This window comes from Pseudomonas sp. KCJK9058 (assembly GCF_046230975.1).
Lineage (GTDB): Bacteria > Pseudomonadota > Gammaproteobacteria > Pseudomonadales > Pseudomonadaceae > Aquipseudomonas > Aquipseudomonas alloputida.
Map to the genome: position 1 here is coordinate 1 of NZ_JBJJLR010000036.1, position 23,462 is coordinate 23,462.

Here is a 23,462-nt window from a genome sequence, read left to right on the forward strand (position 1 = left end):
CCCAGGTGACTTTCGCCGACGTGGCCGGTATCGACGACGTCAAGGGCGAGCTGACCGAGATCGTGTCCTTCCTGAAAAACAAGGCGTGGTATGCGCGCCTTGGCGCCCATGTGCCCAAGGGCACGCTGCTGGTAGGCCCACCCGGCACCGGCAAGACCCTGGTCGCCAAGGCCATCGCCGGGGAAGCGGCGGTGCCATTTTTCTCGATCTCCGGCTCGGAGTTCGTGGAGATGTTCGTGGGCGTGGGTGCCGCCCGGGTGCGTGACCTGTTCGACCAGGCCCGCCAAGCGGCGCCTTGCATCATCTTCATCGATGAGCTGGATGCCCTGGGCAAGATGCGCGGCGTCGGCAGCTTTGGCGGCAATGACGAGAAAGAGCAAACCCTCAATCAGTTGCTCGCCGAGCTCGACGGCTTCGACCCACGGGAAGGCGTGGTGCTGTTGGCAGCGACCAATCGCCCGGAAGTGCTGGACCCGGCGCTGCTGCGTGCCGGGCGCTTCGACCGGCAAATTCTCATCGACCGGCCCGACCGCAAGGGCCGCCTGGCGATCCTGAAAGTCCACCTGCACAAGATCATCTACAAGAACGACCTGGACTGCGAGCGGATTGCCGAGATCACCCCGGGCCTGACGGGCGCCGACCTGGCCAACCTGGTCAACGAGGCTGCCATCGTTGCCACCCGGCGGTCCAGCCAGTGGGTCGAGTTGCAGGACTTCACCGCTGCGGTCGAGCGACTGGTGGCGGGCATCGAGCGCAAAGGCAGCGTATTGCGCAGCGACGAGCGCCAGGTGGTGGCGTACCACGAAATGGGCCATGCCCTGGCCGCCAGTAGCCTGCCGGCGATGGACCCGGTGCACAAGGTGTCGATCATTCCCCGCGCCGCGGGTTCACTGGGCTACACCCTGCAACGGCCGACCGATGACCGCTACCTGATCAGCACGCAGATGCTGCGTGACCGCCTTGTCGTGCTGATGGCCGGGCGCGCCGCCGAGCACCTTGTGTTCGGCCAGGTCTCCACGGGGGCCGCCGACGACCTCGGGCGCGCCACCGATATCGCCCGCCAGCTGGTCACCCGCTTCGGCATGAGCCCGGTGCTGGGCCAGGCGGTGCTTGAGCGCCAGCAAGCCGGCTATCTGGGTGACTCGCTGTTGCGTCAGGAGCGCAAGGACTACTCGGAGCAAACTGCGCGCGAGATCGACCTCGCTGTCCGCGGCTTGCTCGAAGAAGCCTATGGCCGCGCCCGGGCTTTGCTGGAGCAGCGCCGCGACGACCTGGATGCAGGCGCGCGTCTGTTGCTGGCCAAGGAGACCATCACCCCCGAAGAATTCCCGGCGTTGCAACCGCAAGCCAATGAGTCCGCCACCTATGTGCTGGTCGATGCCACGAAATGAACCGCCGATCCTGGCCAGGGTACTGCGATGCTCTTTGTCACGCTGATCAATATGCTGGTGGTGATCCTGGTGGTAATCATTCATTACGAATGCCTGCTGCGCCTGAATGACTGGCTACCTCGGCTCAAACTCTGGAGCCGCTTTCGCATCGTCGCAGGCGTGTTCGGCGCGCTGCTGGCCCATGCCCTGGAGGTGTGGTGTTTTGCCTTGGCCTATTACCTGATGGCCCATGCCCCAGGCTGGGGCACGCTCAGCGGCAATTTCGACGGCAGTTTCCTGGACTGCGTGTATTTTTCCTTCACCACCTACACCACCATAGGCTTCGGCGATATCGCCCCCACTGGCCACCTCAAGTACCTCACCGGCCTGCAGGCGCTGACGGGCCTGGTGCTGATCACCTGGACCGCCTCGTTCCTGTTCCTGGAAATGCAGAAGTACTGGAAGACCAAGTAAGGCGGGGTCAGGCACGCGACGCTGATGTCCAGCGCCATTGCGCAACTTCAGGCATGTCTTCGCCATGTTCGATGAGGTAGAGCTTGTGCTTCTCCATCGTGGCCCAATAGCGGGCGCGGGCCTGTTCGAGCTGGGGCTGCAAACGTGGCACGCGCTCGAACACATCGAGCAGCAGCTGGTAGCGGTCCAGATTGTTGATGACTGCCATGTCGAATGGCGTGGTCGTTGCGCCCTCTTCGCGAAAGCCCCGGACATGAAACCGTTGCGGATTGGCGCGTTTGTAGATCAGGCGGTGGATGAGCGCCGGATAGCCGTGGAAGGCAAAGATCACCGGTCGATCTTCGGTAGCGACAGTTGCAGCGCCATGAGGTCAACGACATTCACCACCCTCACACGCACGTCTGGAGCCTGCTCTTGCAGCAGTGTAACCGCCGCCAGTACCTCCAGTGTCGGCACATCGCCCGCGCAGGCAAGCACCACCTCGGGCATCTCGTCGTCATGGCAGGCCCAGCCCCAGCGCCCGATACCTGATTGGCAGTGCACGGCGGCCGCTTCGCCATCGAGCCAGCAGATGTGCTCACTGAGGATCTCCATGACTCGCCCCTGTGCCGAAAGGTGTCTATCATCGCTGGCCCGAGCATCCAGCCACACCTTGTCGGTCACCTCAAATACCGCATCCAGACGGTTGGACGCCGTTTCGTCAGGGCCGAACAGGCGGAAATTCTGCGACGCAAGGCTGTTCTTCATGACATCGCGTACATAACCACCCAGCACTCTGGTCGCCTCGGCCCGCACCTGACCAGGGCCCGGCATCGGCACGCAGTAATCGGCGTAGTGCGGCAAATCCAGGGCCCGCAATAAGAGACCGCCGTTGGCATGGGGGTTCGCGCTCATGCGTCGCCGGCCAGTTGGGGTCAGCGCGGCCAGCTCAGGCAACAACGTACCCTGTGCGTCAAAAAGCTCATGGGGACGGTAACTTTCCAGCCATTGTTGCAGCTGCGTCAGGTGCGGCGGTTTGCCAAGGTCCGCCAACGGCAACTGATGGGACCGCCAGGTGCCCTCTACGCGTTGCCCATCCACGTACCTGGGCCCCGTCCACCCTTTGGGGGTACGAAGAATCAGCACCGGCCACAAGGGCCTGTCGACCACCTGCGGGTCTTCGGCATGCCGCGCGAGGCGCTGGATCTGGCTGATCTTCTCGTAGATGACATCCAGCGTCCTGGCCAACGCGCGATGGACCTCCATCGGCTCGTCACCCTCGACGAAATACGGATCATAGCCATAGCCATACATGAGGCTGGTCAGCTCCTCCTCGCTGATCATCGACAGCACGCTGGGGTTGGCGATCTTGTAACCGTTCAGATGCAAGATGGGCAGCACCGCGCCGTCGCGGGCGGGGTTGAGGAACTTGTTGCAGTGCCAGCTGGCAGCCAGTGGCCCGGTTTCGGCCTCACCATCACCAATGACGCACGCCACGATCAGTTGCGGATTGTCCAGGGCGGCACCATAGGCATGGGCCAGCGAATAGCCCAGTTCGCCCCCTTCGTGAATGGAGCCAGGCACATGGGGGCCGACATGGCTGCCAATGCCATAAGGCCAGGAAAACTGCCGAAAGAGCCGGGCCATTCCAAGTGCGTTGCGCTCGACCGATGGGTTGAGCTCGGTGTAGGTACCGTCGAGGTATGCCTGAGCGACCAGGGCAGGACCGCCGTGGCCAGGCCCCGTGACGAACAGCACATTGAGGCTGTACTGGCGAATCAACCGGTTCAGATGGGTATAGACGAGGTTGAGCCCCGGGGACGTCCCCCAGTGGCCCAGCAGCCGCGGTTTGACATCGGCCAAGGTCAAGGGCCTGGTCAACAAGGCATTGCCCTGCAGATAGATCTGGCCAACGGTGAGGTAGTTCGCCGCCCGCCAATAGGCGTCCAGGCTTTCGAGCTCTTCAGTACCGGGGAAATCACTCATGCCAGCCTCCTTTCGTCATCGCGCACGGGGCGCTCAAAGGTCTTCGCCGCGAAGATCTTCCTCCCGCCGGCTCTGTTGACGGATCAGCAGTGACAGTTCTTACAGGTGGTCCGACAGCAGGCCCATCAGGTCGTCCGCCGTGGCGATTCCGACCAGCAGACCGAGATCATCGACGACCGGAATGCGTCGGATAGTGGCGCGCCGCGGCATAGATGGAGATACCGGGTAGTGCGGTGACCACGTCCCGTTTGCAGTATTTGCCAATGGACATCATGTGCTACCTCCACAGGCGGAGCCTCCTTGCTCCTTGATGCAGTGAGGGTGGGTGATCATTTACCGCTCTTGATCGGAATCACCTTTTCCGGATGGATGGCTTCGGCGCGTTTGGGCAGGTGCACCAGCAGCACGCCCTTGTTGAACTGGGCGTTGATCTTCTCGGCGTCGACTTCACGGGGCAGTTGGAAAACCCGTTCGAAGCTGCCGTAATGGCGCTCGGACAGGTGATATGCCTTGCGTTTTTCGTCCACTTCTTCCTGTTTCTCGCCGCGGATCAACAGGTTGCCATTGACGAGCTTGATCTCGATATCCTTGTCGTCCACGCCAGGCAACTCGGCGCTGATGCGGTACTCCTCGGCAAGCTCGCTGATGTCCATGGCCGGCATGCCGTGGGTGAACAGGTCACGCCGCCAGAAAGGTTCGACATCGAACGGTGTTTGGCTGAACGGCATGCGCATCGGCCGCCGTCCAAAATCCTCGAACAGGCTGTCGATCTGACGGCGTAATTGCTGGAAGGGCCGCCACAACTCCGAAGGTTCGACGCTTGGCGGCGAAGCTTTGGTTGGCTGGGTTGCGACGGGGGTAGCAGGCACTTTCTTGGCATCTTCTGACATGGCGCCCTCCTCGAATGAGTAATGCCTCCCAGGGAGACGCTTCGATCATGCGCCGTGGGGCAGCAGCCCATTTGACCTTTATCAACAACGTGAAGTCCCTGCCGCTCGCTGGTTTGATCCTGATCAAAGTGCCGGATTGCCCACGGTCTAGGCTGATTACAGCAAGTCATCCTTACAGTGCGAGGCAGTCATGGACCGCGAGGGTGCCAGCGTTCGCTTGCTCCAGACATTGCCCGGCCTGGGCATCCAGCAATTCGTGCGCCTGGCCCTTTGCAGCCAGCCATGCGGCGAGGCAATGGCTGGCCAGTACTGCGTGCTCAGTGGTCGTACCGAGTGCTGGCCGTGCAGTTACGTGACCCTACCTGGCGTGGCCGGGCAATTTATCGTCAGCACCCAGAGCGCGCAGCCCGTGGGCCGTGCGGGGGAGCTGCTCGACTATTCCGGGCCGCTTGGCAGCGCTTGGCCGTTGCCCCTGCAAAGCACAAGGTTGCTGGCCATCAGTCGCGCCGACGGCCTGCTGCCGTTGTTGGGTGCGCTGGATGAGATTCGCTGCTGGCTGCCCTGGTTACAATTGCAGCTGTCACATGACGGCATTGCGGCCGAACTGTTGCCAGACGATTGTCGAACCTGGCTGTCGGCACTGTCGCCATTGCCGCGTGACTACAGCAGTGGCTGGTGGCAGACCAGGCATTTGCTGACCACTTTCCGCCCGGACACGGTGTACTGTTGCGCGCCGCCACAGGTGGCGCGCCAAGTGGCACGGTTGTGCTGGCAAACTGGCGTAGCCGCGCAGCGTATCTGGATACGCACAGACCATGTGTCACGCCCGATCTGGGTGGGGCACTCCCCCGAAAGCTGGCCTGTGCAACGCTATGACCGGGTGCTTGCCGCGCTCAAGTGGGCTCCTCCAGGCGGGTCAGGTTGACCAGGCCTTGCATGTCGATGAGCCTGACCTCACGCCCGGCGCACAGCATGAAACCTGCATGGACGAAACGGCTGAACAGTCGGCTGACCGTTTCCTGCGTGAGGTCCAGGTAGTTGGCGATATCACCACGGGACATGGGCAGGTTGAACACATCAGCCTGCAAGCCTCGCGCCTGGTAACGCGCGGACATGCCCAGCAGGAAGATCGCCAACCGCTGTTCGGCACGCCCATGGCAGCAGCGCAGGTGCTCGTCCTTGCCCTGGATCCCCAGGCTGAGCATGTGCAGCAACTGATAGCGCAGCCCTGAAATCTGGCCGGACAGGTCCACCAGTTGGTCCAGCCTGATGGCGCAGACCAGCGAGACTTCCAGGGCAACGGCAAAGCTTCGGTAACAACTGGCACCAATAGCGTCCAGCCCGAGCATTTCCCCCGGCAGGAGAAAGCCGGTCACCCGCTCGGTGCCCTCGGCATCGAGCAGAAAATTCTTGATCGCCCCGGAGCGCAAGGCATACACGTGCTCCATGGGTTCATTGGCCTTGAACAGGTACTCACCCCGCTTCAACGGCCGGTTACGGCGGACAATTCGCTCCAGCTTGGCCACTTCGTCGGCACTGAGGCTGGCTGCCAGGCAAAGCCGGCTCAACGAGCACGCAAGGCACTTGACCTGGAGCTTTGCTCCCATTTCCGCAAGGCCTGACATGATGATGCCTCTGCTTTTTTGCAGGCGTGTATCTATTGAAGTTAGCGGTTCCACTAAACGTTAGCGGTCTGTCCGACCAAGGGTCGGACGCAATCCCCGGCTATACCCGCTTTTTTCTATCGGTTTGACAAGTCATGTGGGAAGCAATTGACAACTGTCAAGTCAGCGATGGGCCCGCTGCCGAAACTGAACTTCCTTGTTCATTCGACACAGAGGACATTGCCATGGCGCCCGCCGAGACTTCCCGTGAGCATAAAACGCCTTCGTTCCCAAAACCTTCGGGTGAATACTGGATCGAAGCCCTTGAAAACGGCGTTCACGTATTGATCAGGCCCTTGCAAGCCCAGGACCGAGAACGCGAAAAAGCCTTCATCGAACGGCTGTCGCCCGAATCGCGGCATTTCCGCTTCCTGTGCCAGCTCAGGGAGCCCGGTGAAGCCATGCTCGACCAGCTGATGAAGGTCGACCAGGATCGCCAGGCGGCTTACGTCGCCCTTGCCCACGTGGATGGCGAATTGCAGGAAGTGGGCATTTCCCGCTACGCCACTGCTAGCGGCAAGGACGAGTGCGAGTGTGCCGTTACCGTCATGGACAGCTGGCAGCACCATGGCTTGGGTCGCCTGCTGCTCAAGCACCTGGTCGACCATGCCCGGGCCAAGGGCTTGCGGCAGATGTATTCGGTTGATGCAGCAGCCAACCAAGCGATGCGCGAGCTGGCCAAAGCGGCGGGGTTCACCACCGTCGCTGACCCGGATGATCCCAGCCAGGTCATCCACCGGCTCTCCCTGATCTGAACCCTGGGCCGTCGCACTGACGGGTCAATGCGCGGCGGCCCGATTACGGGAGGCTCTCCATGAGCGGCCCTTCGAAGACATTGATGGAAAAACTCTACGGCAAGCAGTATCAGGTCGACACTGCCGATATTGCCCCGGTGCTTCATCAGTACGCCGAACCTTTGCCGGACCTGGATACGCCGGCATTCGCAGCGCTGTTCGACCGCTATGCTGACGCGCGCGTCATCCTGCTGGGCGAGGCAAGCCACGGCAGCAGTGAGTTCTATCGCGCCCGCGCGGCGATCACCCGGCGCCTGATCGAACAGCATGGTTTCAACATCGTTGCTGTCGAGGCTGACTGGCCGGATGCCGGGCATGTCGATCAGTACGTCCGAGGCTTGGCGCACTCGGCGTGGAAACGCCATATTTTCAGCCGTTTTCCTACCTGGATGTGGCGTAATAGCGAAGTCAAAGCCTTCGCCCAATGGCTTCACGGGCACAACCGCCTGCTGCCCACCGACCACCGCGTGGAATTCCGCGGCCTGGATGTCTACAGCCTGCGCAATTCCATCCATGAAGTCCTGGCCTATCTGGACCGGGTCGATCCGCATCTGGCCCATGAAGCCCGCCGCCGTTACGGTTGCCTGACGCCTTGGCAGGACGACCCCGCGCTGTACGGGCACTTTGTCGAGCGCGGTGGCGTCATGCCTTGTGAGCAACCGGTGATCCAGCAGTTGAATGTCATGCTCGCCGAGCAACTGTCAGGGCTTGTCCGCAATGATGAAGCCTTCTTCAACGCAACGCAGAACGCCCGTGTAATCATCGCTGCGGAACAGTACTACCGCGCCATTTACCGAGGTTCGACGGCTTCCTGGAATCTGCGCGACCGGCACATGTTCGATACCTTGCGCGCACTGCTGGAACACCGTGGTCCCCACGCCAAGGCCGTGGTCTGGGCACACAATTCACACATCGGCAATGCCGGAGCCACGGAAATGGGTTGGAAAGGCCAGTTCACCATCGGCCAGCTTTGCCGCAGCGCTTTCGGGCACGACGCGGTGCTGATCGGCATGGCCACCGACCGCGGCCAGGTGGCCGCCGCCGATGACTGGGACGGCGACATGCAGATCAAGGAAATCCGTCCTTCGCGCAGCGACAGCTGGGAGCACCAGTTCCGCCTCGCAGGCGTGCCAGCCAGCCTGAGCGACTGGCGCGACCCACAGCGCAAGGCGTTGCGCCATGTGTTGTCCACGGCGCTACTCGAACGCGCCATCGGCGTCATCTATCGCCCCGAGAGCGAACGGCTGAGCCACTACTTCGAGGCGGTGCTGGCCGAGCAGTTCGATGCGCTGCTCTGGTTCGAACAGACCCAGCCAGTGACTGCCCTGCCCTTGCCGAAACAACAGCACCTTGAGCCTGAGGACGAAACCTATCCATTTGGTGTATGAGCCTCGGCGAAGCGCTATCAGGCGGATACGCGCTGCAGGGACTTCACAAACCCGTCACCGGCAAGCGCAGTGGCCCCCGTGCCTGCACCGAACAAGCCGATGCGCAACTTGCCAGCTTCATCGTCTGCGTGCGAACTTCACCCCTGCGCTCAGTCATGGGGGGCACTCCGGCAAAGTGCTTGCTGATCAGCTTGCCTCATGAGCGTCATGACTTCCTCGTCCGACGTCTGCGGGAAATCCTGGTACCAATAGCCAACCGAGACCATCCGCTCAGGCACACGCGGGCACACCAGCTCATCCACTTCACCGTACAGCGCTTCGAGCGTTTCTGGCGGTGCGACCGGGACGGCGACGACGATTCGCGCCGGTGACTGGGCTCGTGCAGCCTGTATCGCCGCCCTCATCGTGGCACCGGTCGCCAGGCCGTCATCAACGAGAATCACCACCTGATCCTTGAGTTGCTGGGCTGGCCGCCCTCCCCGGTAAGCCCGCTCGCGCCGCGCCAGTTCCTCGGTTTCCCTGGCAACCACGGCGTCGAACACCGCGCGATCTACCGGATAGGCCCGCAACATGTCGTCATTGAGGAAGGTTACTCCGCCGCTGGCTATCGCCCCCATGGCGAACTCGGGTTGAAACGGCATACCGAGCTTGCGCACCATCAGCAGGTCCAGGCGAACGTTAAGGGCAGTCGCGACTTCATAGGCCACCGGAACACCACCACGCGGCAGTGCAAGCACGATCACGTCGGGCCTGCCGGCATACCGGGCCAGTGGCTCTACCAGGCAACGTCCAGCCTGGGTACGGTCGACAAACACAGTTGGCAAGGCAAGATCATGGGACATGAACACCTCCCGCGCCGCGATGGGCGCCGGTCATTTCAGCTGCCGATGGGAGCCGTTGATGGCTTCAAGGCGTGGCTGCACGCCCCGCCTCGGGCAGCAGGTCGAACTGCGCGAGGCAACGCTGCTCATCAGCGGGAGTCAGCGCCTTCAGGCCGCTCACTTCCTGCATGGGCGTTTCGAACAGGGCCAGGCGCAGCACCCCATTGCGCTCCAGAAAGGTCTGTGCCAGGCACGTGCACACGGGTTTGCCGACCAGCGCAGCGAGCTTGTCATACTCAGGCACCTCCACCTGGGCCTGCAGGTTGGCCGTGCAATTCTCCACGATCTGCGCCACGGAGCGCCCCGCCAGCCAGACGGTACCAGCACCGAGTAGGACCAGGAGCAGCAACACGCTTATCAACGTGTTCGATTCCCGGGTGATTGAACGCAGCAACGCCAGCCTGGCCTGCCAACCCGTCTGCTGGCCATTGAAAATGGCCTTGCCGACCGTGCGCTTGACGCCCCGCTGCACCGCCCACCCCAGCGCGACACTCAACGCCAGCAGGCCAAGGAGTACCGCCGGATCACGCATGGGCATGCGCCAGCTAGCGCTTAAGGCGCGATAGACGGACGCGGCGACGAGTAAAGCGACGATGGTCACGATCCAACCCAGGCTGCCCCTGGGCCTGTGCAACCAGGCCCGCAGTTTCGCCCTTGCTTGTGTACTCATGATTCACCTCCCGCGCCCGGCTAGCGCACAGGGTCGATGGCAACCGTTTCCTGATACTCAGGCACGCACACCTGCCAGCCGAGTTCGAGGCTGATTCGCCGCCGTAAGGTGTCGGCAGCGTGTGGCTCACCATGAATGACATAGGTCTGACGGGGTGGCCGGGTGAACCCGCGCAACCATTCCATGATTTCATCGGCATCGGCGTGCGCAGAAAGATTCTCCATCGCATGCACCTGTGCACGGATGGGCACATCCTCGCCGTGCAACCTCACACTGTGGGCGCCCGCGACGATATCGGCACCCCGCGTCCCCCCGGCTTGAAAGCCCGAGAACAGGATGCTGTTGCGTGGGTTGGGGGCCAGCGCCTTCAGGTGGTGAAGCACCCGTCCGCCGGTCGCCATGCCACTGGCGGCGATGATCACTGCGGGCTCGCGCAGCTGGTCCAGGTGCCTGGACTCATCGACTGTCCGGACGATGTGCGTGCCTCTGCACATGGCGGCGCACTCGGCTGCGGTCAGCCGATGTTCACTGCGGTACTGCTGGTACAAGGCGGTGGCGTCGGTGGCCATCGGGCTGTTCAGGTAGACAGGGACATCAGGGATCAACCGGTCGCGCTTGAGCGTGTACAGGTAATACATGAGCAGTTGGGCACGGCCGACGGCGAACGAGGGTACCAGGGTAATGCCGTGGCGCAGGAGCGTTTCGTTGATGACCTTGGCCAGGTACTGCTCGGTCGATTCGGCGGGATGCTGGCGGTCCCCATAGGTAGACTCGATCAACAGCACGTCCGCCGTCCTGACCAGCTCAGGCGCACGCATGATCGGATCCTGAGGGCGGCCGAGGTCACCCGAAAACAGCACGGTCTGCCCTTCGGCGCTGATCTGGACCGTGGCTGCCCCCAGAATATGTCCGGCGGTACGCAACAGTAACTCCATGCCCTCGGCGATCATGGTCACCTGATGTAACGCCACGGGCCGAAACAGTGCCAGGGCACGTTTGGCATCCTGCTCGGTATAGAGCGGTTGCGCCGGCGCATGCTTGGAGTAACCGTGGCGATTGGCATGTTCGGCCTGCTCTTCCTGCAGCCGTGCACTGTCGAGCAGGAGGATTTCCGCCAAGGCGCACGTCGCCGGCGTGGCGTAGATCGGCCCGCGGTAGCCTTCCCGAACCAGCACCGGTAGATAACCACTGTGGTCAAGGTGGGCGTGGGTCAGCACCACCGCATCAAGCGCCCGCAGCGCCGGGGGCAGTGGCTGCCAGTTGCGCAGGCGCAGTTGCTTGAAACCCTGGAAGAGTCCGCAGTCGACCAATACCCGCGTGCTGTCACGGGTCAACAGGAATTTGCTGCCGGTCACGGTGCCGGTGCCACCAAGAAATGTCAGTTGCATGGCCAAGGCTCCCAACTTTCGGCTATTTGGGGATGAACGGCGAGCACGCTGCACGGTGGGCGGCTGACGATACGCTCGGTGGTGTCTCCCAACAGTTTGTCCAGGCCTTTGGGCTGCACCACGCCCATCACCACCGCGTCGATGTCCAGGGCTGCGACCTGTTCACGGATCACCTGTACCGGGCCGCCTTCCATGAAATGTCGGCGGTCAGGCGCGACGCCTTCGGCATCGGCCAGCGCTTCGAAAGGTTCCTGCAGTGCCTGGCGCATCTCGTCGATCCACGCCTGCGTGACATTCATGTCCGAGGCAAATACCCCTGCCAGGTTGTAGGCCGATAGCAGATGCAGGTGCGCGTCGCACTGCAACGCCAGCGCCTGGGCAGCACGAACCAGACCACGATTGAAGCACGCCTGAACGGCAGGCGTCTCACTGAACGCCGTATCCACTGCGACCAGCACACGCCGCGGCAATGAGATGGCCCCCGCCGGCACGAAATGGCTGACGCCTTTGAAACCTCGCATCAGCGCACAATCCAGTGGGGTGCCGAACACGCGCACCAGGGCCGACGCGGCTTCGCTGTCCTTGATGACCATATCGGGCTGCAGTTCACTGATGTAATCGATCGCCTGGCTGCGGATATCCTCCGCATTCAGGCTGTCGACCGTCAGCGTTATACCGCTGCCGCGATGCCGCTCGACCAATCCCGTCAACTGAGCGCGATAGTGTTCGTACTGGCGCTTGATATCGGCCTCGTTCAGCCGCTCTTCGCGCAGAAGGTGCTCCTCGCTTGGCTCGAACAAGCCCAGTACATGCACGCTGGCGCCGCTGACATGCGCCAAGGCAAGGGCTCTGCGCAAAGCGGCGGAATGCGGTTCTACCTCGGTCAGCAGCACCAGCAATTGTCGATATTGCCCCATGGTGAACCTCCGCGCTTTCGTGAGTGGGTGTGATGCTGACGATATTCCGCGCACAGGACCGCTGCTGCTTGATGCAGATCAGAAAACCGCTACCCAGGCTGAACTTGATGATTGTCAGAACCGAAACGGCCCGCCACGTTAAAACGGCTGCACCAGGTACTGATCAAGCAACGGGAGGCGTCATGAACGGGCAGCAAACAGCACAGCCACAGACCTGCGAACACTGGGTCGAAAACCTCGAGGACGGTTCGGCGGTGCTGATCCGCCCACTGCGCGAAGAAGACCGCGAACGGGACAAGCGTTTTCTGAGCACAATCGCTTATGAATCACGGCGTTTTCGTTTCATTGCCGGGCTCAGCGGCGGCTTGCCTAGCTTGGACACGCAAGACATGCCCGTGGACTATCACCAACGCATGGCCTATGTCGCCTTGGTTCATGTAGACGGTCAATTGCAACAAATCGGCGTCAGCCGCTATGCAGGCATACCTGGCAGTCAGCGGTGCGAATGTGCAGTGGCGGTCAGCGAAGACTGGCAGCGCAAGGGGTTGGGCAAGCGCCTGATGCAACACCTGATTGAAGCCGCACGGCGCAATGGCTTTCAGTGCATGGTCTCCAGGGATCTGGCCAGCAACTATGCCATGCACCGGCTGGTCAAGGCACTGGGCTTCACCTCAAGATACCCTGGCGGGGATGTGAGCGAGATCCTGCACGAACTTGACCTGCGGCCATGAAAAAACAAGGCCCTTGCGGGCCTTGTGCTTCAGCCTTTGGAGCGTTCTGGAGAAATCACCAGCACACTGCTGGACAACCGATGCAAAACGCGCTCGGCAGTACTGCCGATGAACCAGCCGATGCCATGGTGGTGATAGCTGCCCATGACCAGCACGTCGATATCATTGTTATCCATGAACATGGCCAGCGCCTTTGCCGGGTCGCCGATACGCATATGGCGGTGCTCGACGGCGATCCCGTTGCGTTCGGCAAGCGCCTGGAAGGCAGCGCTCTGAGCGTCATGCAAGGTCTGGGCACGGTTCGAATCGAACAGGAACGAATGCTCCCGGCTGCCGCCTGCGTCCAGGTACATGGAACCCAGGTCGTAGGTGTACAGCAATTCGATCTGGGCATTGCACTGCAAGGTCAGCTTCAGCGCTTCGCTGATGATCTGGTCGTTGAAACCTTCAAACTGATCCTCAGGCCTGGACAGGTCCACCGCCGCCAGAATCCTGCGTGGCAACGCATGGCTCGCCTTGTGTACCAAGTGCAAGGGTATTCGCGTTTCGCGCAGCAGCTGGATATCCAGCGAGGTGAACATTGCGCGCATCCACCAAGGCTCATGCTCGAGCTCTTTGATCAACATGGCAAACGGTTGCTCACGCAAGTGAATCAGGATCTCATTCAAGGGCTGCTGCACCCACACCACCTCGGTTGTGACGGTGACGCCATTGCGCCGCATCGGCAACGCCTGGGTTTCCAGCCATGCACGGTGCTGCTGCACGTAACCCTCGCGCATGACTGCGAGCGCTTGATCATTCACCAAGCCCGCCGTGGCGAGCCCTTCCACGTAGTCGAAAGCGACGATGTGCAGCGCCATCCCTTTGGCCTTGGCCAGCGCAGCGGCCCGGTCGTAGGTCGGGGTTCGGCGCATCAGGGGAGAGGCGATCAGCAGCAGTCTTTGCGGAGTTTCCATGGCACACCTCTGAGGTTGCAATACGTAGGTAAAGCATCTGCCACCTAAGTCGTGCGAACTTGATGTTTATCAACTGGAGGCACCTACCGACCAGTGGCATTGCCCATGGTGCAAGAACTTGACGCGGATCAATACCTCGGGACTTCGCCGGCGCACCCTGTACCCAGATCACAGCCACTTCAGGCCCCGCAGGCGTGCCATGGCGACACCGCCCTGAGTTTCACCTGCACTGCCGGCAGGGACGCCTTCATTCTGCATTGTCTACCGATACATGCTTTGGAGGCCCTGATGAACGTTTACGTGGAGAAGAACACAGAGCAGGGACGCTGTTGGGTACACATGGATGACTGGCGGGTGGGTTTCAGGACGGCTGCCGAAGCCGAGCGGTTTGTCGAACGGCTTACAAGCCGCCTCAATGCCCCCCACTCGCGTGACATGCTTGCTGATTGGTCGCCCCATGCCAGGGTGACCGTGGGGCTCGGTGCGCGTCATGGCGCAGGGGCCCAAAGCGGCCTCCAAAATGCGAAGGAGGCCTGAAAATGCCTGGCCAGCTGAAGGTCACCCTGCTCGACGCACCCAACGCATTGTCCAAGGCAAACCCTATTCACCTGAAACCGCTGGTGAACCACTGCATGGATTGCCGGGTCAGCGGCCTGTGCCTCCCCACGGGTCTGCCGGTTGACGACAACAGCTGCCTGGGCGCGTTGATAGGCCCACGCATGCGCATTCGCAAGGGTGCCGCGCTGTTCAATGCCAACGATCCGCTGACCATGCTCTATGCCGTACGTTGCGGCAGTTTCAAGACCAGCCTGAACACCGCCGAGGGGCAAGGCGTGGTGATCAACTTCTGGATGCCGGGCGATGTACTCGGCCTCGATGCCATTGCCACAGAGCACCATGTCTGTGACGCCATTGCCCTGGAAGACAGCGAAGTCTGCCCCGTCCCCTATCGTCGCTTGCAAACCCTGGCGCGTGAGTTTCCGGAGCTGCAGCAGAGCCTTAATCGCTTGATGAGCCGCGAGATCGTGCGTGAGCACGGGCGCGTGCTGATGCTGTGCAACCTGACAGCAGAACAGCGGCTGGCCAGCTTCCTGGTGGGGCTCTCCAGACGCTTCGTCAGCCGCGGTTACTCTGCGCATGGCTTCATGTTGCGCATGTCTCGTGAAGACATGGCTTCGTACCTGGGGTTACGCCTGGAAACCGTGTGCCGATCCGTCGCCCGTCTGCGCGCGCTGGGTATCGTCGACCTGCATGGCAGGTTGGTAGAAATTCTCGATATGCCTGCACTCATGGCACTGGAACAAGGTGGCGGGGAATGTGAGGTCAAGGTCCCGCTAAAGGCACCATGCTCGACGCCTTGAATGTTGGCCACGGCGCTGTGGCGCTGGGTATCGGCATGCTGGTGGGGCTGGAGCGCGAGCGTAAGAAGGGGCGTAACGAGGACCACGCGGCCGCCGGGCTCAGGACCTTCGCCATCACTGCATTGCTGGGCTACGTCAGCATGTTGCTGGCAGGTGCGGTGCTGGTCGCGGTGGCGAGTCTGGGCCTGGTGCTGATGCTCTGCATGCACTACCGCAGACATGCCGATAAAGACCCTGAAGTGACCAGTGAAATTGCCCTGCTGCTGGTGCTGACACTCGGAGCGCTTAGCCTTCATGAGCCTGAGCTCGCCGCAGCGGTGGGCGTGGTGCTCACCGTGCTGTTGGCGCTGCGACGCGAACTGCATCATTTCGTGCTGCAACAATTGAGCGAGGAAGAGCTGCGCGATGGCCTGATGTTGTCCACGGTGGCCTTGGTGGTACTGCCGCTGACACCGGACCAGTTTCTAGGCCCCTACAACATACTCAACCCGCGCACGATTTGTGACCTGGTGGTCTTGCTGATGGCCGTGGGTGCTTTAGGACACATCGTCATGCGCCTGATGGGACCTCGCTATGGCCTGCCCTTGAGCGCGATCGCATCGGGCTTTGCCTCAAGTTCTGCCACCATTGCCCTGCTTGCACACCGCGTCAGACAGCAAGGCGCTGCCGCCAGGCCATTTGCCGGCGCTGCCGTATTGTCCAATCTCGCCAGCATCACCCAATTTGCACTGGTGCTGAGCATCGTCGACCGTCGCTTGCTCGACCCTTTCTGGTCATCGATCGCGCTGGGGGCACTGGTCACACTCGTGTATGGCGTGCTTCTGCTAGCCCCTTGGCGTGCTGCTCATGGAGGATCCGCCACACATCCGGGCGATGGCGCGTTCAGTCTCTGGACAGCACTGGCGATCACCGCTGCGATAACCGGCATCGCCTTGTTCTCGGCATTTCTGCTTCAGCTTCTGGGCCCCAATGGCGTCAATCTCGCGGCTTTCGTCGGCGGCCTGGCCGATGCTCATGCGGCCACGGCCTCGATCGCCTCGTTGGTCGCTGCCGGACGAATCAGTGCGAATGAAATCGTCATACCGGGCTTGCTCGCATTGACGGGGAACACATTAAGCAAATGTGTTCTGGCCTTGAGCAACGGAGGTTTCAGCTTTTCGCGATACCTCATTCCAGGGCAACTGCTCATCCTGGGGGCAATGTGGTTGGGGTTGCTCCTATAGGGACACAAGAACTGCCTGCTGGTAGTAGGTGACTTACCCTCAAGCCAACCCGCCAAAACGTTTGTAGAAACTCTCGCTCACATCCGGCAATGGGCCATCTGCTGTTTCCAGTGCTGCATTCAACCATTCTTCGGCTTTGGCAAACACCAGTCGGTAGAGGTTACGGCACAACTGCCGCGCAGCCCTTCCCTCCCAGTCCCCTGGCAGCAGCTCGTCGGGCAGTTGCGGGTCGCGCAGCAGCAGGCGGCGGTACTCGTGAATCAGCAGCGTGCGTGCCAGGAAGCAATCTTGAGCATCCAGCAACGGCTGCTCTTTCAAACCTTGCCACAGCGGCCTGAACAGCTGGATAAACTCGCTGTATTGCTGCCCCAGTTCGTCGATACGCCAGCTTTCCCGCACCTGGGCGCGCATCGCCTTGGACGCGAGCACCTCCTGGGTGTGGGTGTCGAAGACGATACTGTCGTCGCCGGCCTCAAGGTCACGCAACGTGGCCACCAGGTCGGCACGGTCTGCCCGTGGGCAACCTAGCAGGTTCGGCGCCATGACACCAAACCCCTGCCACTCCAGCTCTTCACGCACGGCCTTGCGTTTACCCGCCTCCAGTTGCGACAGTAACACCAGCGTCCAGGCCCCGTCCCAGGCTGGCTGGCTTGGGCTATAGACGCGCTTGAAGGCTTTTTCGAAACGCCGACGGCCAGTGCCTGTCAGGCTGTAATAACTGCGTCGACCCACCTTTTCTGCAGTGAGCCAACCTTCTTTGGTCAGGCGAAAGATCGACGTGCGAATCAGCCGTTCATTGATGCCGATCGGTTCCAGCAGGTTGATCAGGCTACCGAGCCAGACTGTACCGCCGTGCGGCTCGATGGCATCGCCGTACAACGTGATGATCAGGGAACTGGCGCGGATCGGCGTCTGTTCCTGAAAGCGGGTGATCAAGTGGTTCAGTGGGGCAAGAGTGCTCATGGGCGAACTGTGCGCGGATAAAGCACCGACTATACCTGTGCGGTGGGCCGCCTGGCCATTGCGTGTCGCTGCCAGGCTCATGCGCTCGCCTGCCCCTTGGGCCTGACCCCGGTGTCTTCCATGCGCGGGCGTCCCGGCTCTGCCTCGGCCAGCGGCGGGCATTCGACCATGCTGTTCATGCAGCGCTGCGCCAGGTGCTGGTACTCCGCCGTCCCGCGCTGTTTCCAGGCCAGCTCCTGATCGGTCAGTGGGCGTTTGACCTGGGCTGGCGACCCCATCACCAGGCTCTGCGCCGCGCATTCGAAGCCTGCCTTGACGAAGGCAGTGGCCGCGACAATGCAACGTGGAGCTACATGGGCGCCATCCATCACCACGGCGTTCATGCCGACCAACGCGTCTTCGCCCACTCGGCAGCCGTGCAGCACGGCGCCATGGCCGATGTGCCCGTTACGCTCTACTACGGTGTCGCCGCCCGGGAAACCGTGCATCACGCAGGTGTCCTGCAAGTTGGCGCCCTCCTCCAGCACGATGCGGCCGAAATCGCCCCTGAGCGATGCCAGTGGGCCGATGTAGCAGCGGGGTCCAACGATGACGTCGCCGATCAGGACTGCACTGGGGTGCACGTAGGCTGTCGGGTGAACCACGGGCGTCAGGCCGTCCAGTCGATAGCAAGGCATGGCATCACTCCTGAAATGATTTGAAATTTCTTTCGATCTTGTATCAGAAGTTGTTTGGTCGTCAATCGTGTATCACTTGTTTTGATTTGATTCTGCCAGGCAAAAACCAGCGTTAAATACCAGAAAATAACGAAATGAAACGATTCTTCTGCAGGCATTGCTCTGCGGCTTTGGCCGCTGGAAAATAAAAAAGAGATACGCGAATGCATTTTGAACCTTGCATTGATGTATCACATAGAGCATATACTGACCTCACCTGGTCGTGATCCCGCATTACGCCCCTGCAAACAATTCCAAAAAATGCCGGCCACGCGATGTGCCGTGCGTGCAGCCAGAGGAACCCGACATGCCGCGATATATCGATGTGCAGGCGCCCGAACACGGCGTTCAGCTCATTACCCTGCAACGGCCCGAGGCCTTGAATGCCCTGTGCACCGAGCTACTGGCAGAACTGGCTGCTGCGCTGCAGGCTGCCGGGGACGACGAGCATGTCCGGGCCACAGTGATTACCGGCAGTGCCAAAGCATTCGCCGCAGGCGCCGACATCCGCGAGATGGCTGATCGCGACCTGGTCGGCATCCTCAATGACCCGCGCGTAGCGCATTGGCAAAGCATCGCCGCATTCGCCAAACCGCTGATTGCCGCAGTCAACGGCTATGCCCTGGGTGGCGGCTGTGAACTGGCAATGTGCGCCGACATCGTCATCGCCGGGACCGACGCCCGTTTCGGCCAGCCGGAAATCAACCTTGGCATCATCCCCGGTGCTGGCGGCACCCAGCGCCTGTTACGTGCCGTCGGTAAGCCGTTGGCCATGCAGATGGTGCTGACGGGGGAAGCCATCACTGCCCACCGCGCCCAGCAGGCCGGCCTGGTCAGCGAAATCACCCAGCCCGAACTCACCGTAGAACGCGCCATGCAGGTTGCCCGCAGCATCGCCGCCAAAGCGCCGCTGGCCGTGCGCCTGGCCAAGGAGGCGTTACTGAAGGCCGGTGATACCGACCTGGCCAGCGGCCTGCGCTTCGAGCGCCATGCCTTCACCCTGCTGGCTGGCACCGCCGATCGCGATGAAGGCATCCGCGCCTTCCAGGAAAAGCGCCAAGCCCGTTTCCAGGGGCGCTGATCATCATTCTCTCGACTGACGGAGCGAGTCTGTCATGACTTTCCAGCACATCCTGTTTTCCATCGAGGACGGCGTTGCCTTCCTTTCATTGAACCGCCCGGAGCAGCTGAACAGCTTCAATACGGCCATGCATCTGGAGGTGCGCGAAGCGCTCAAGCAAGTGCGCCAAAGCAATGACGCGCGGGTGCTGCTGCTGACGGCTGAAGGCCGCGGCTTCTGCGCCGGGCAGGACCTGTCCGACCGCAACGTTGCTCCAGGCGCCGAAATGCCGGACCTGGGCCAATCGATCGACAAGTTCTACAACCCGCTGGTACGCACCCTGCGCGACCTGCCTTTGCCGGTGATCTGTGCGGTCAACGGCGTGGCGGCCGGTGCCGGTGCCAACATTCCCTTGGCCTGCGACCTGGTGCTGGCCGCCCGCTCGGCCAGTTTCATCCAGGCCTTCTGCAAGATCGGCCTGGTGCCGGACTCCGGCGGTACCTGGCTGCTGCCGCGCTTGGTCGGTATGGCCCGGGCCAAGGCGCTGGCCATGCTTGGCGAGCGCCTTGGCGCCGAACAGGCCGAGCAATGGGGGTTGATCCACCGCGTGGTGGATGATGCCGCGCTGCGTGACGAAGCCCTCACCCTCGCCCGCCAGCTCGCCGCCCAGCCCACCTACGGCCTGGCACTGATCAAGCGCAGCCTCAATGCCAGTTTCGACAACGGTTTTGAGGCACAGCTGGAGCTGGAGCGCGACCTGCAGCGCCTGGCCGGGCGCAGCGAGGACTACCGCGAAGGCGTAAGCGCCTTCATGAACAAACGCACGCCAGCCTTCAAGGGGCGCTGAAATGGCCGCACTCGCAAGCAATGTGCAGGTGGCGGTGATCGGTGCCGGCGCCATGGGCGCCGGTATCGCCCAGGTTGCGGCCCAGGCCGGCCACCCCGTCAAGCTCTACGACAACCGCCCGGGTGCTGCCGCTCAGGCGGTGACGGGTATCGATCGCCAACTGGCCCGGCTGGTGGACAAAGGAACGTTGCCGGCCGCTGAACGCGAAGCGATCAATGCCCGCCTGTGCCCGGTCGATACACTCGACGCCTTGGCAGATGCCGGCCTGGTCATTGAAGCCATCGTCGAAAACCTGCAGGTGAAGCAGGCGTTGTTCAGCCAGCTCGAAACCCTGTGCGCAGCCGACTGTATCCTTGCCAGCAACACTTCGTCACTGTCCATCACCAGCCTCGCCGCTGGCCTTGAACGCCCGCAGCACGTGGTCGGTATGCACTTTTTCAACCCGGCACCGCTGATGGCGCTTGTCGAGGTGGTGTCGGGCCTGGCAACCGACCCGGCAGTGGCCGCACGCATCTATGCCACTGCCCAGGCCTGGGGCAAGCAGCCGGTACATGCACGCTCTACACCGGGTTTCATCGTCAACCGTGTAGCGCGGCCGTTCTATGCCGAAAGCCTGCGCCTGATGCAGGAAGGTGCCGCCGATTGCGCCAGCCTGGATGCGCTGATGCGTGACGCTGGCGGCTTTCGCATGGGGGCGTTCGAGCTGACCGACCTGATTGGCCATGACGTCAATTACGCTGTCACGTGTTCAGTATTCGATGCTTTCTATGGCGATTTCCGCTTCCAGCCTTCGCTGGTGCAGAAGGAACTGGTGGACGCCGGTCGCCTGGGGCGCAAGACCGGCCAAGGCTTCTATCGCTATGCCGAAGGCGTCGAGCGCCCGCAGCCGGCGGAACTGCACAGCTCCGCCTGCGCAGAGGCCTGCGCGGTCGAGGGCAACCTGGGGGTGATGCAACCGCTGGTCGAGCGCCTGCGCCAAAGCGGCATTGCCGTGACCCAGCGCGCCGGTAGTGGCTTGATTCAGGTGGGCGATGCCACCCTGGCCCTGTCCGATGGCCGCCTGGCCAGCCAGCGCGCCCGCGAAGACGGCCTGCGCAACCTTGTGCTGCTCGACCTGGCGCTGGACTACAGCAGCGCCACCCGCCTTGCCATCAGTTGGTCCGCCGATACCACTGACAGCGCACGCGACCAGGCCGTAGCCTTGCTGCAGCGTGCCGGCCTGAAAGTGACCGGTGTCGCCGACCTGCCCGGCCTGGTGGTACTGCGCACCGTGGCAATGCTCGCCAACGAGGCCGCCGATGCGGTGCTTCAGGGCGTCGGCAGCGCCGCCGACATCGACCTGGCCATGCGCGCTGGCGTCAATTACCCCTGCGGCCCGCTGGCCTGGGCGGCGAACATCGGTATTGCCCATACCCTGCGCGTGCTCGACAACCTGCAGCGCAGCTACGGCGAGAGCCGCTACCGCCCTTCCCTGTTGTTGCGCCGCTGTGAAGCCAAAGGAGGCACCCTGCATGACTGAAGTGGAACTGGCACAAGCCTGTGCCGACGCCATGTACGCCCGCGACCCGGCCACTCAGGGCCTGGGCATCAGCCTGCTGGATGCCGGCCCAGGCCGGGCCAGCCTGCGCATGCCAGTGCGTGCCGACATGATCCAGGGGCATGGCACCTGCCATGGCGGTTTCCTGTTCGCGTTGGCCGATTCGGCGTTCGCCTTCGCCTGCAATAGCTACGACCAGGCCACGGTGGCGCTGGGCTGCACCATCGACTACCTGGTCCCGGCGCTGCGCGATGACGTGCTCACCGCCCACGCCAGCGAAGTCAGCCGCAAAGGCCGCACCGGCCTGTACGACGTGCGCATCGACAACCAGCGCGGTGAGCTGGTGGCGATATTCCATGGCAAATCCTACAAAGTGCGCGGCACCGTGCTGGCGCAGGAGACGCAAGATGAATGAACCGACCCACGCCGATGCCTTGATCATCGACGCCGTGCGCACCCCCATTGGCCGCTATGCCGGGGCCCTGAGCAGCGTGCGCGCCGACGACCTGGCGGCCATCCCGCTCAAAGCCTTGATCCAGCGCCACCCTGAACTGGACTGGAAAGCCATTGATGACGTTATCTTCGGCTGTGCCAACCAGGCCGGCGAAGACAACCGCAACGTGGCCCACATGGCGAGCCTGCTGGCCGGGCTGCCAGTCGAAGTACCAGGGACCACGATCAACCGCCTGTGCGGTTCCGGTCTGGATGCCATCGGCAATGCGGCACGTGCCCTGCGCTGCGGTGAAGCGGGGCTCATGCTGGCCGGTGGCGTGGAGTCCATGTCGCGTGCGCCGTTTGTAATGGGTAAGTCGGAGCAGGCATTCGGGCGTGCGGCCGAGCTGTTCGACACCACCATCGGCTGGCGTTTCGTCAACCCGCTGATGAAGGCCGCCTACGGCATCGATTCGATGCCGGAAACAGCTGAAAACGTGGCCGAACAGTTCGGCATCTCGCGCGCCGACCAGGATGCTTTTGCCCTGCGCAGCCAGCACAAAGCCGCAGCAGCTCAGGCCCGCGGCCGCCTGGCGCGGGAAATCGTGCCGGTCGAAATCCCGCAACGCAAAGGCCCAGCCAAAGTGGTCGAGCATGACGAGCACCCGCGTGGCGACACGACCCTGGAGCAGCTGGCTCGGCTCGGGACGCCGTTTCGTGAAGGCGGCAGCGTAACGGCGGGTAATGCCTCCGGCGTGAATGACGGCGCTTGCGCCCTGCTGCTGGCCAGCAGCGCCGCGGCCCGCCGCCATGGGCTGAAGGCCCGCGGCCGCATCGTCGGCATGGCGGTGGCCGGGGTTGAGCCCAGGCTGATGGGCATCGGTCCGGTGCCTGCGACCCGCAAGGTGCTGGCGCTCACCGGCCTGGCACTGGCTGACCTGGATGTCATCGAACTCAATGAGGCCTTTGCCGCCCAAGGGCTGGCCGTGTTGCGCGAGCTGGGCCTGGCCGACGACGACCCACGCGTCAACCGCAACGGCGGCGCCATCGCCCTGGGCCATCCACTGGGCATGAGCGGTGCTCGATTGGTGACCACTGCCTTGCACGAGCTCGAAGAAACGGCCGGCCGCTACGCCCTGTGCACCATGTGCATCGGTGTAGGTCAAGGCATCGCCATGATCATCGAGCGCCTCTGAGCGGTTCGGGCCCTGCGCTTGTTACCGAACTGAACGCAG

Annotated in this window: 23 protein-coding genes and 1 pseudogene; 13 read left to right on the plus strand and 11 right to left on the minus strand. The window is 62.4% G+C overall.

Translation table 11 applies throughout. The features are described 5' to 3' along the window. On the plus strand, positions 1 to 1,391 hold a 1,391-nt coding region (gene ftsH / locus ACK59Z_RS18250; protein WP_409293534.1), incomplete at its 5' end, for an ATP-dependent zinc metalloprotease FtsH. Positions 1,392 to 1,418: 27 nt separating this feature from the next. Then, the gene (locus ACK59Z_RS18255; RefSeq protein WP_004374587.1) at positions 1,419 to 1,844 is read left to right on the plus strand and encodes a potassium channel family protein; all 426 of its coding nucleotides are present in this window, start codon (positions 1,419 to 1,421) and stop codon (positions 1,842 to 1,844) included. Positions 1,845 to 1,851: 7 nt separating this feature from the next. Here ACK59Z_RS18255 and ACK59Z_RS18260 read toward each other — a convergent pair. Together ACK59Z_RS18260 and ACK59Z_RS18265 are read right to left on the minus strand one after the other, a co-directional pair. Further along, positions 1,852 to 3,809: pseudogene (locus ACK59Z_RS18260) on the minus strand (hypothetical protein). Positions 3,810 to 4,138: 329 nt separating this feature from the next. Further along, positions 4,139 to 4,699: an Hsp20/alpha crystallin family protein gene (locus ACK59Z_RS18265; RefSeq protein ID WP_070095422.1), complete on the minus strand. Its 561-nt coding sequence runs from the start codon at positions 4,697 to 4,699 to the stop codon at positions 4,139 to 4,141. Positions 4,700 to 4,889: 190 nt separating this feature from the next. Here ACK59Z_RS18265 and ACK59Z_RS18270 point away from each other — a divergent pair, with 190 nt between their 5' ends. Next, complete coding sequence (locus tag ACK59Z_RS18270; RefSeq protein ID WP_004374578.1) at positions 4,890 to 5,624, plus strand: hypothetical protein; 735 nt, start codon at positions 4,890 to 4,892, stop codon at positions 5,622 to 5,624. On the opposite strand, the gene ACK59Z_RS18275 is transcribed toward ACK59Z_RS18270, so the two are convergent. Beyond that, positions 5,593 to 6,324 carry a transcriptional regulator FNR gene (locus tag ACK59Z_RS18275; RefSeq protein ID WP_004374575.1) on the minus strand — a complete coding sequence of 244 codons (732 nt, stop codon included), beginning with the start codon at positions 6,322 to 6,324 and terminating at the stop codon, positions 5,593 to 5,595. The two genes, ACK59Z_RS18270 and ACK59Z_RS18275, sit on opposite strands and share 32 nt — an antisense overlap. Positions 6,325 to 6,548: 224 nt before the next feature. Between ACK59Z_RS18275 and ACK59Z_RS18280 the strand changes: the two genes are divergently transcribed. Together ACK59Z_RS18280 and ACK59Z_RS18285 are read left to right on the plus strand one after the other, a co-directional pair. Further along, positions 6,549 to 7,118: a GNAT family N-acetyltransferase gene (locus tag ACK59Z_RS18280; protein WP_004374572.1), complete on the plus strand. Its 570-nt coding sequence runs from the start codon at positions 6,549 to 6,551 to the stop codon at positions 7,116 to 7,118. 59 nt (positions 7,119 to 7,177) lie between these two features. After that, positions 7,178 to 8,545 (plus strand): erythromycin esterase family protein, encoded by a 1,368-nt coding sequence (locus ACK59Z_RS18285; protein ID WP_012052287.1) that lies wholly within the window; start codon positions 7,178 to 7,180, stop codon positions 8,543 to 8,545. A gap of 149 nt (positions 8,546 to 8,694) precedes the next feature. Here the strand turns inward: ACK59Z_RS18285 and ACK59Z_RS18290 are convergent, their stop codons facing one another. The 4 genes from ACK59Z_RS18290 to ACK59Z_RS18305 all read right to left on the minus strand — a co-directional run bounded on the left by ACK59Z_RS18290 (position 8,695) and on the right by ACK59Z_RS18305 (position 12,401). After that, positions 8,695 to 9,387 (minus strand): phosphoribosyltransferase, encoded by a 693-nt coding sequence (locus ACK59Z_RS18290; RefSeq protein WP_409293535.1) that lies wholly within the window; start codon positions 9,385 to 9,387, stop codon positions 8,695 to 8,697. A gap of 64 nt (positions 9,388 to 9,451) precedes the next feature. Next, positions 9,452 to 10,096 (minus strand): hypothetical protein, encoded by a 645-nt coding sequence (locus ACK59Z_RS18295; protein WP_232732546.1) that lies wholly within the window; start codon positions 10,094 to 10,096, stop codon positions 9,452 to 9,454. Between the two features lie 20 nt (positions 10,097 to 10,116). After that, positions 10,117 to 11,484 carry an MBL fold metallo-hydrolase RNA specificity domain-containing protein gene (locus ACK59Z_RS18300; RefSeq protein ID WP_004374564.1) on the minus strand — a complete coding sequence of 456 codons (1,368 nt, stop codon included), beginning with the start codon at positions 11,482 to 11,484 and terminating at the stop codon, positions 10,117 to 10,119. Next, positions 11,475 to 12,401, minus strand: a complete 927-nt coding sequence (locus tag ACK59Z_RS18305) for a universal stress protein (protein WP_409293536.1) — start codon at positions 12,399 to 12,401, stop codon at positions 11,475 to 11,477. Before ACK59Z_RS18305 ends, ACK59Z_RS18300 begins: the two co-directional genes overlap by 10 nt. Before the next feature lie 182 nt (positions 12,402 to 12,583). Between ACK59Z_RS18305 and ACK59Z_RS18310 the strand changes: the two genes are divergently transcribed. Then, positions 12,584 to 13,132 carry a GNAT family N-acetyltransferase gene (locus ACK59Z_RS18310; RefSeq protein ID WP_004374560.1) on the plus strand — a complete coding sequence of 183 codons (549 nt, stop codon included), beginning with the start codon at positions 12,584 to 12,586 and terminating at the stop codon, positions 13,130 to 13,132. A gap of 29 nt (positions 13,133 to 13,161) precedes the next feature. On the opposite strand, the gene ACK59Z_RS18315 is transcribed toward ACK59Z_RS18310, so the two are convergent. Continuing rightward, positions 13,162 to 14,088 (minus strand): universal stress protein, encoded by a 927-nt coding sequence (locus ACK59Z_RS18315; RefSeq protein ID WP_143494217.1) that lies wholly within the window; start codon positions 14,086 to 14,088, stop codon positions 13,162 to 13,164. Positions 14,089 to 14,627: 539 nt separating this feature from the next. Between ACK59Z_RS18315 and fnrC the strand changes: the two genes are divergently transcribed. Next, positions 14,628 to 15,449 (plus strand): Crp/Fnr family transcriptional regulator FnrC, encoded by an 822-nt coding sequence (gene fnrC / locus ACK59Z_RS18320; protein ID WP_108190818.1) that lies wholly within the window; start codon positions 14,628 to 14,630, stop codon positions 15,447 to 15,449. Further along, a complete protein-coding gene (locus ACK59Z_RS18325) occupies positions 15,434 to 16,672 on the plus strand; it encodes an MgtC/SapB family protein (protein ID WP_409293537.1) in 1,239 nt (412 codons plus the stop codon). The genes fnrC and ACK59Z_RS18325 overlap by 16 nt, the downstream gene beginning before the upstream one ends. Positions 16,673 to 16,711: 39 nt before the next feature. On the opposite strand, the gene paaX is transcribed toward ACK59Z_RS18325, so the two are convergent. The 3 genes from paaX to ACK59Z_RS18340 form a co-directional block, all read right to left on the minus strand. Next, positions 16,712 to 17,635: a phenylacetic acid degradation operon negative regulatory protein PaaX gene (gene paaX / locus ACK59Z_RS18330; protein ID WP_004374548.1), complete on the minus strand. Its 924-nt coding sequence runs from the start codon at positions 17,633 to 17,635 to the stop codon at positions 16,712 to 16,714. Positions 17,636 to 17,712: 77 nt separating this feature from the next. Then, positions 17,713 to 18,312, minus strand: a complete 600-nt coding sequence (paaY, locus tag ACK59Z_RS18335; protein ID WP_004374546.1) for a phenylacetic acid degradation protein PaaY — start codon at positions 18,310 to 18,312, stop codon at positions 17,713 to 17,715. Then, complete coding sequence (locus tag ACK59Z_RS18340; protein ID WP_409293538.1) at positions 18,285 to 18,521, minus strand: hypothetical protein; 237 nt, start codon at positions 18,519 to 18,521, stop codon at positions 18,285 to 18,287. Before ACK59Z_RS18340 ends, paaY begins: the two co-directional genes overlap by 28 nt. 137 nt (positions 18,522 to 18,658) lie before the next feature. Here ACK59Z_RS18340 and paaF point away from each other — a divergent pair, with 137 nt between their 5' ends. From paaF to pcaF, 5 genes are read left to right on the plus strand one after another with little or no spacing between them, the layout of a single operon-like run. Further along, positions 18,659 to 19,432, plus strand: a complete 774-nt coding sequence (gene paaF / locus ACK59Z_RS18345) for a 2,3-dehydroadipyl-CoA hydratase PaaF (protein WP_004577376.1) — start codon at positions 18,659 to 18,661, stop codon at positions 19,430 to 19,432. A 34-nt stretch (positions 19,433 to 19,466) separates the two neighbouring features. Next, a complete protein-coding gene (gene paaG / locus ACK59Z_RS18350; protein WP_102885402.1) occupies positions 19,467 to 20,258 on the plus strand; it encodes a 2-(1,2-epoxy-1,2-dihydrophenyl)acetyl-CoA isomerase PaaG in 792 nt (263 codons plus the stop codon). Position 20,259: 1 nt separating this feature from the next. Beyond that, a complete protein-coding gene (gene paaH / locus ACK59Z_RS18355) occupies positions 20,260 to 21,777 on the plus strand; it encodes a 3-hydroxyacyl-CoA dehydrogenase PaaH (protein ID WP_409293539.1) in 1,518 nt (505 codons plus the stop codon). After that, positions 21,770 to 22,210: a hydroxyphenylacetyl-CoA thioesterase PaaI gene (gene paaI / locus ACK59Z_RS18360; protein ID WP_409293540.1), complete on the plus strand. Its 441-nt coding sequence runs from the start codon at positions 21,770 to 21,772 to the stop codon at positions 22,208 to 22,210. Before paaH ends, paaI begins: the two co-directional genes overlap by 8 nt. Then, positions 22,203 to 23,423, plus strand: a complete 1,221-nt coding sequence (gene pcaF, locus ACK59Z_RS18365; RefSeq protein WP_102885399.1) for a 3-oxoadipyl-CoA thiolase — start codon at positions 22,203 to 22,205, stop codon at positions 23,421 to 23,423. The genes paaI and pcaF overlap by 8 nt, the downstream gene beginning before the upstream one ends. Positions 23,424 to 23,462 lie beyond the last annotated feature (39 nt).

Excerpts from the sequence above, each read along its gene's own strand:
- ACK59Z_RS18315 (WP_143494217.1), bottom strand. The coding sequence starts at position 14,088 with ATGGAAACTCCGCAAAGACTGCTGCTGATCGCCTCTCCCCTGATGCGC.
- ACK59Z_RS18270 (WP_004374578.1), top strand. The coding sequence starts at position 4,890 with ATGGACCGCGAGGGTGCCAGCGTTCGCTTGCTCCAGACATTGCCCGGC.
- paaI (WP_409293540.1), top strand. The coding sequence starts at position 21,770 with ATGACTGAAGTGGAACTGGCACAAGCCTGTGCCGACGCCATGTACGCC.
- paaX (WP_004374548.1), bottom strand. The coding sequence starts at position 17,635 with ATGAGCACTCTTGCCCCACTGAACCACTTGATCACCCGCTTTCAGGAA.
- paaY (WP_004374546.1), bottom strand. The coding sequence starts at position 18,312 with ATGCCTTGCTATCGACTGGACGGCCTGACGCCCGTGGTTCACCCGACA.
- ACK59Z_RS18280 (WP_004374572.1), top strand. The coding sequence starts at position 6,549 with ATGGCGCCCGCCGAGACTTCCCGTGAGCATAAAACGCCTTCGTTCCCA.
- fnrC (WP_108190818.1), top strand. The coding sequence starts at position 14,628 with ATGCCTGGCCAGCTGAAGGTCACCCTGCTCGACGCACCCAACGCATTG.
- ACK59Z_RS18285 (WP_012052287.1), top strand. The coding sequence starts at position 7,178 with ATGAGCGGCCCTTCGAAGACATTGATGGAAAAACTCTACGGCAAGCAG.
- ACK59Z_RS18295 (WP_232732546.1), bottom strand. The coding sequence starts at position 10,096 with ATGAGTACACAAGCAAGGGCGAAACTGCGGGCCTGGTTGCACAGGCCC.
- pcaF (WP_102885399.1), top strand. The coding sequence starts at position 22,203 with ATGAATGAACCGACCCACGCCGATGCCTTGATCATCGACGCCGTGCGC.
- paaH (WP_409293539.1), top strand. The coding sequence starts at position 20,260 with ATGGCCGCACTCGCAAGCAATGTGCAGGTGGCGGTGATCGGTGCCGGC.
- ACK59Z_RS18265 (WP_070095422.1), bottom strand. The coding sequence starts at position 4,699 with ATGTCAGAAGATGCCAAGAAAGTGCCTGCTACCCCCGTCGCAACCCAG.
- paaG (WP_102885402.1), top strand. The coding sequence starts at position 19,467 with ATGACTTTCCAGCACATCCTGTTTTCCATCGAGGACGGCGTTGCCTTC.
- ACK59Z_RS18305 (WP_409293536.1), bottom strand. The coding sequence starts at position 12,401 with ATGGGGCAATATCGACAATTGCTGGTGCTGCTGACCGAGGTAGAACCG.
- ACK59Z_RS18275 (WP_004374575.1), bottom strand. The coding sequence starts at position 6,324 with ATGTCAGGCCTTGCGGAAATGGGAGCAAAGCTCCAGGTCAAGTGCCTT.
- ACK59Z_RS18340 (WP_409293538.1), bottom strand. The coding sequence starts at position 18,521 with ATGCATTCGCGTATCTCTTTTTTATTTTCCAGCGGCCAAAGCCGCAGA.
- ACK59Z_RS18290 (WP_409293535.1), bottom strand. The coding sequence starts at position 9,387 with ATGTCCCATGATCTTGCCTTGCCAACTGTGTTTGTCGACCGTACCCAG.
- ACK59Z_RS18310 (WP_004374560.1), top strand. The coding sequence starts at position 12,584 with ATGAACGGGCAGCAAACAGCACAGCCACAGACCTGCGAACACTGGGTC.
- ACK59Z_RS18325 (WP_409293537.1), top strand. The coding sequence starts at position 15,434 with ATGCTCGACGCCTTGAATGTTGGCCACGGCGCTGTGGCGCTGGGTATC.
- ACK59Z_RS18255 (WP_004374587.1), top strand. The coding sequence starts at position 1,419 with ATGCTCTTTGTCACGCTGATCAATATGCTGGTGGTGATCCTGGTGGTA.
- ACK59Z_RS18300 (WP_004374564.1), bottom strand. The coding sequence starts at position 11,484 with ATGCAACTGACATTTCTTGGTGGCACCGGCACCGTGACCGGCAGCAAA.
- paaF (WP_004577376.1), top strand. The coding sequence starts at position 18,659 with ATGCCGCGATATATCGATGTGCAGGCGCCCGAACACGGCGTTCAGCTC.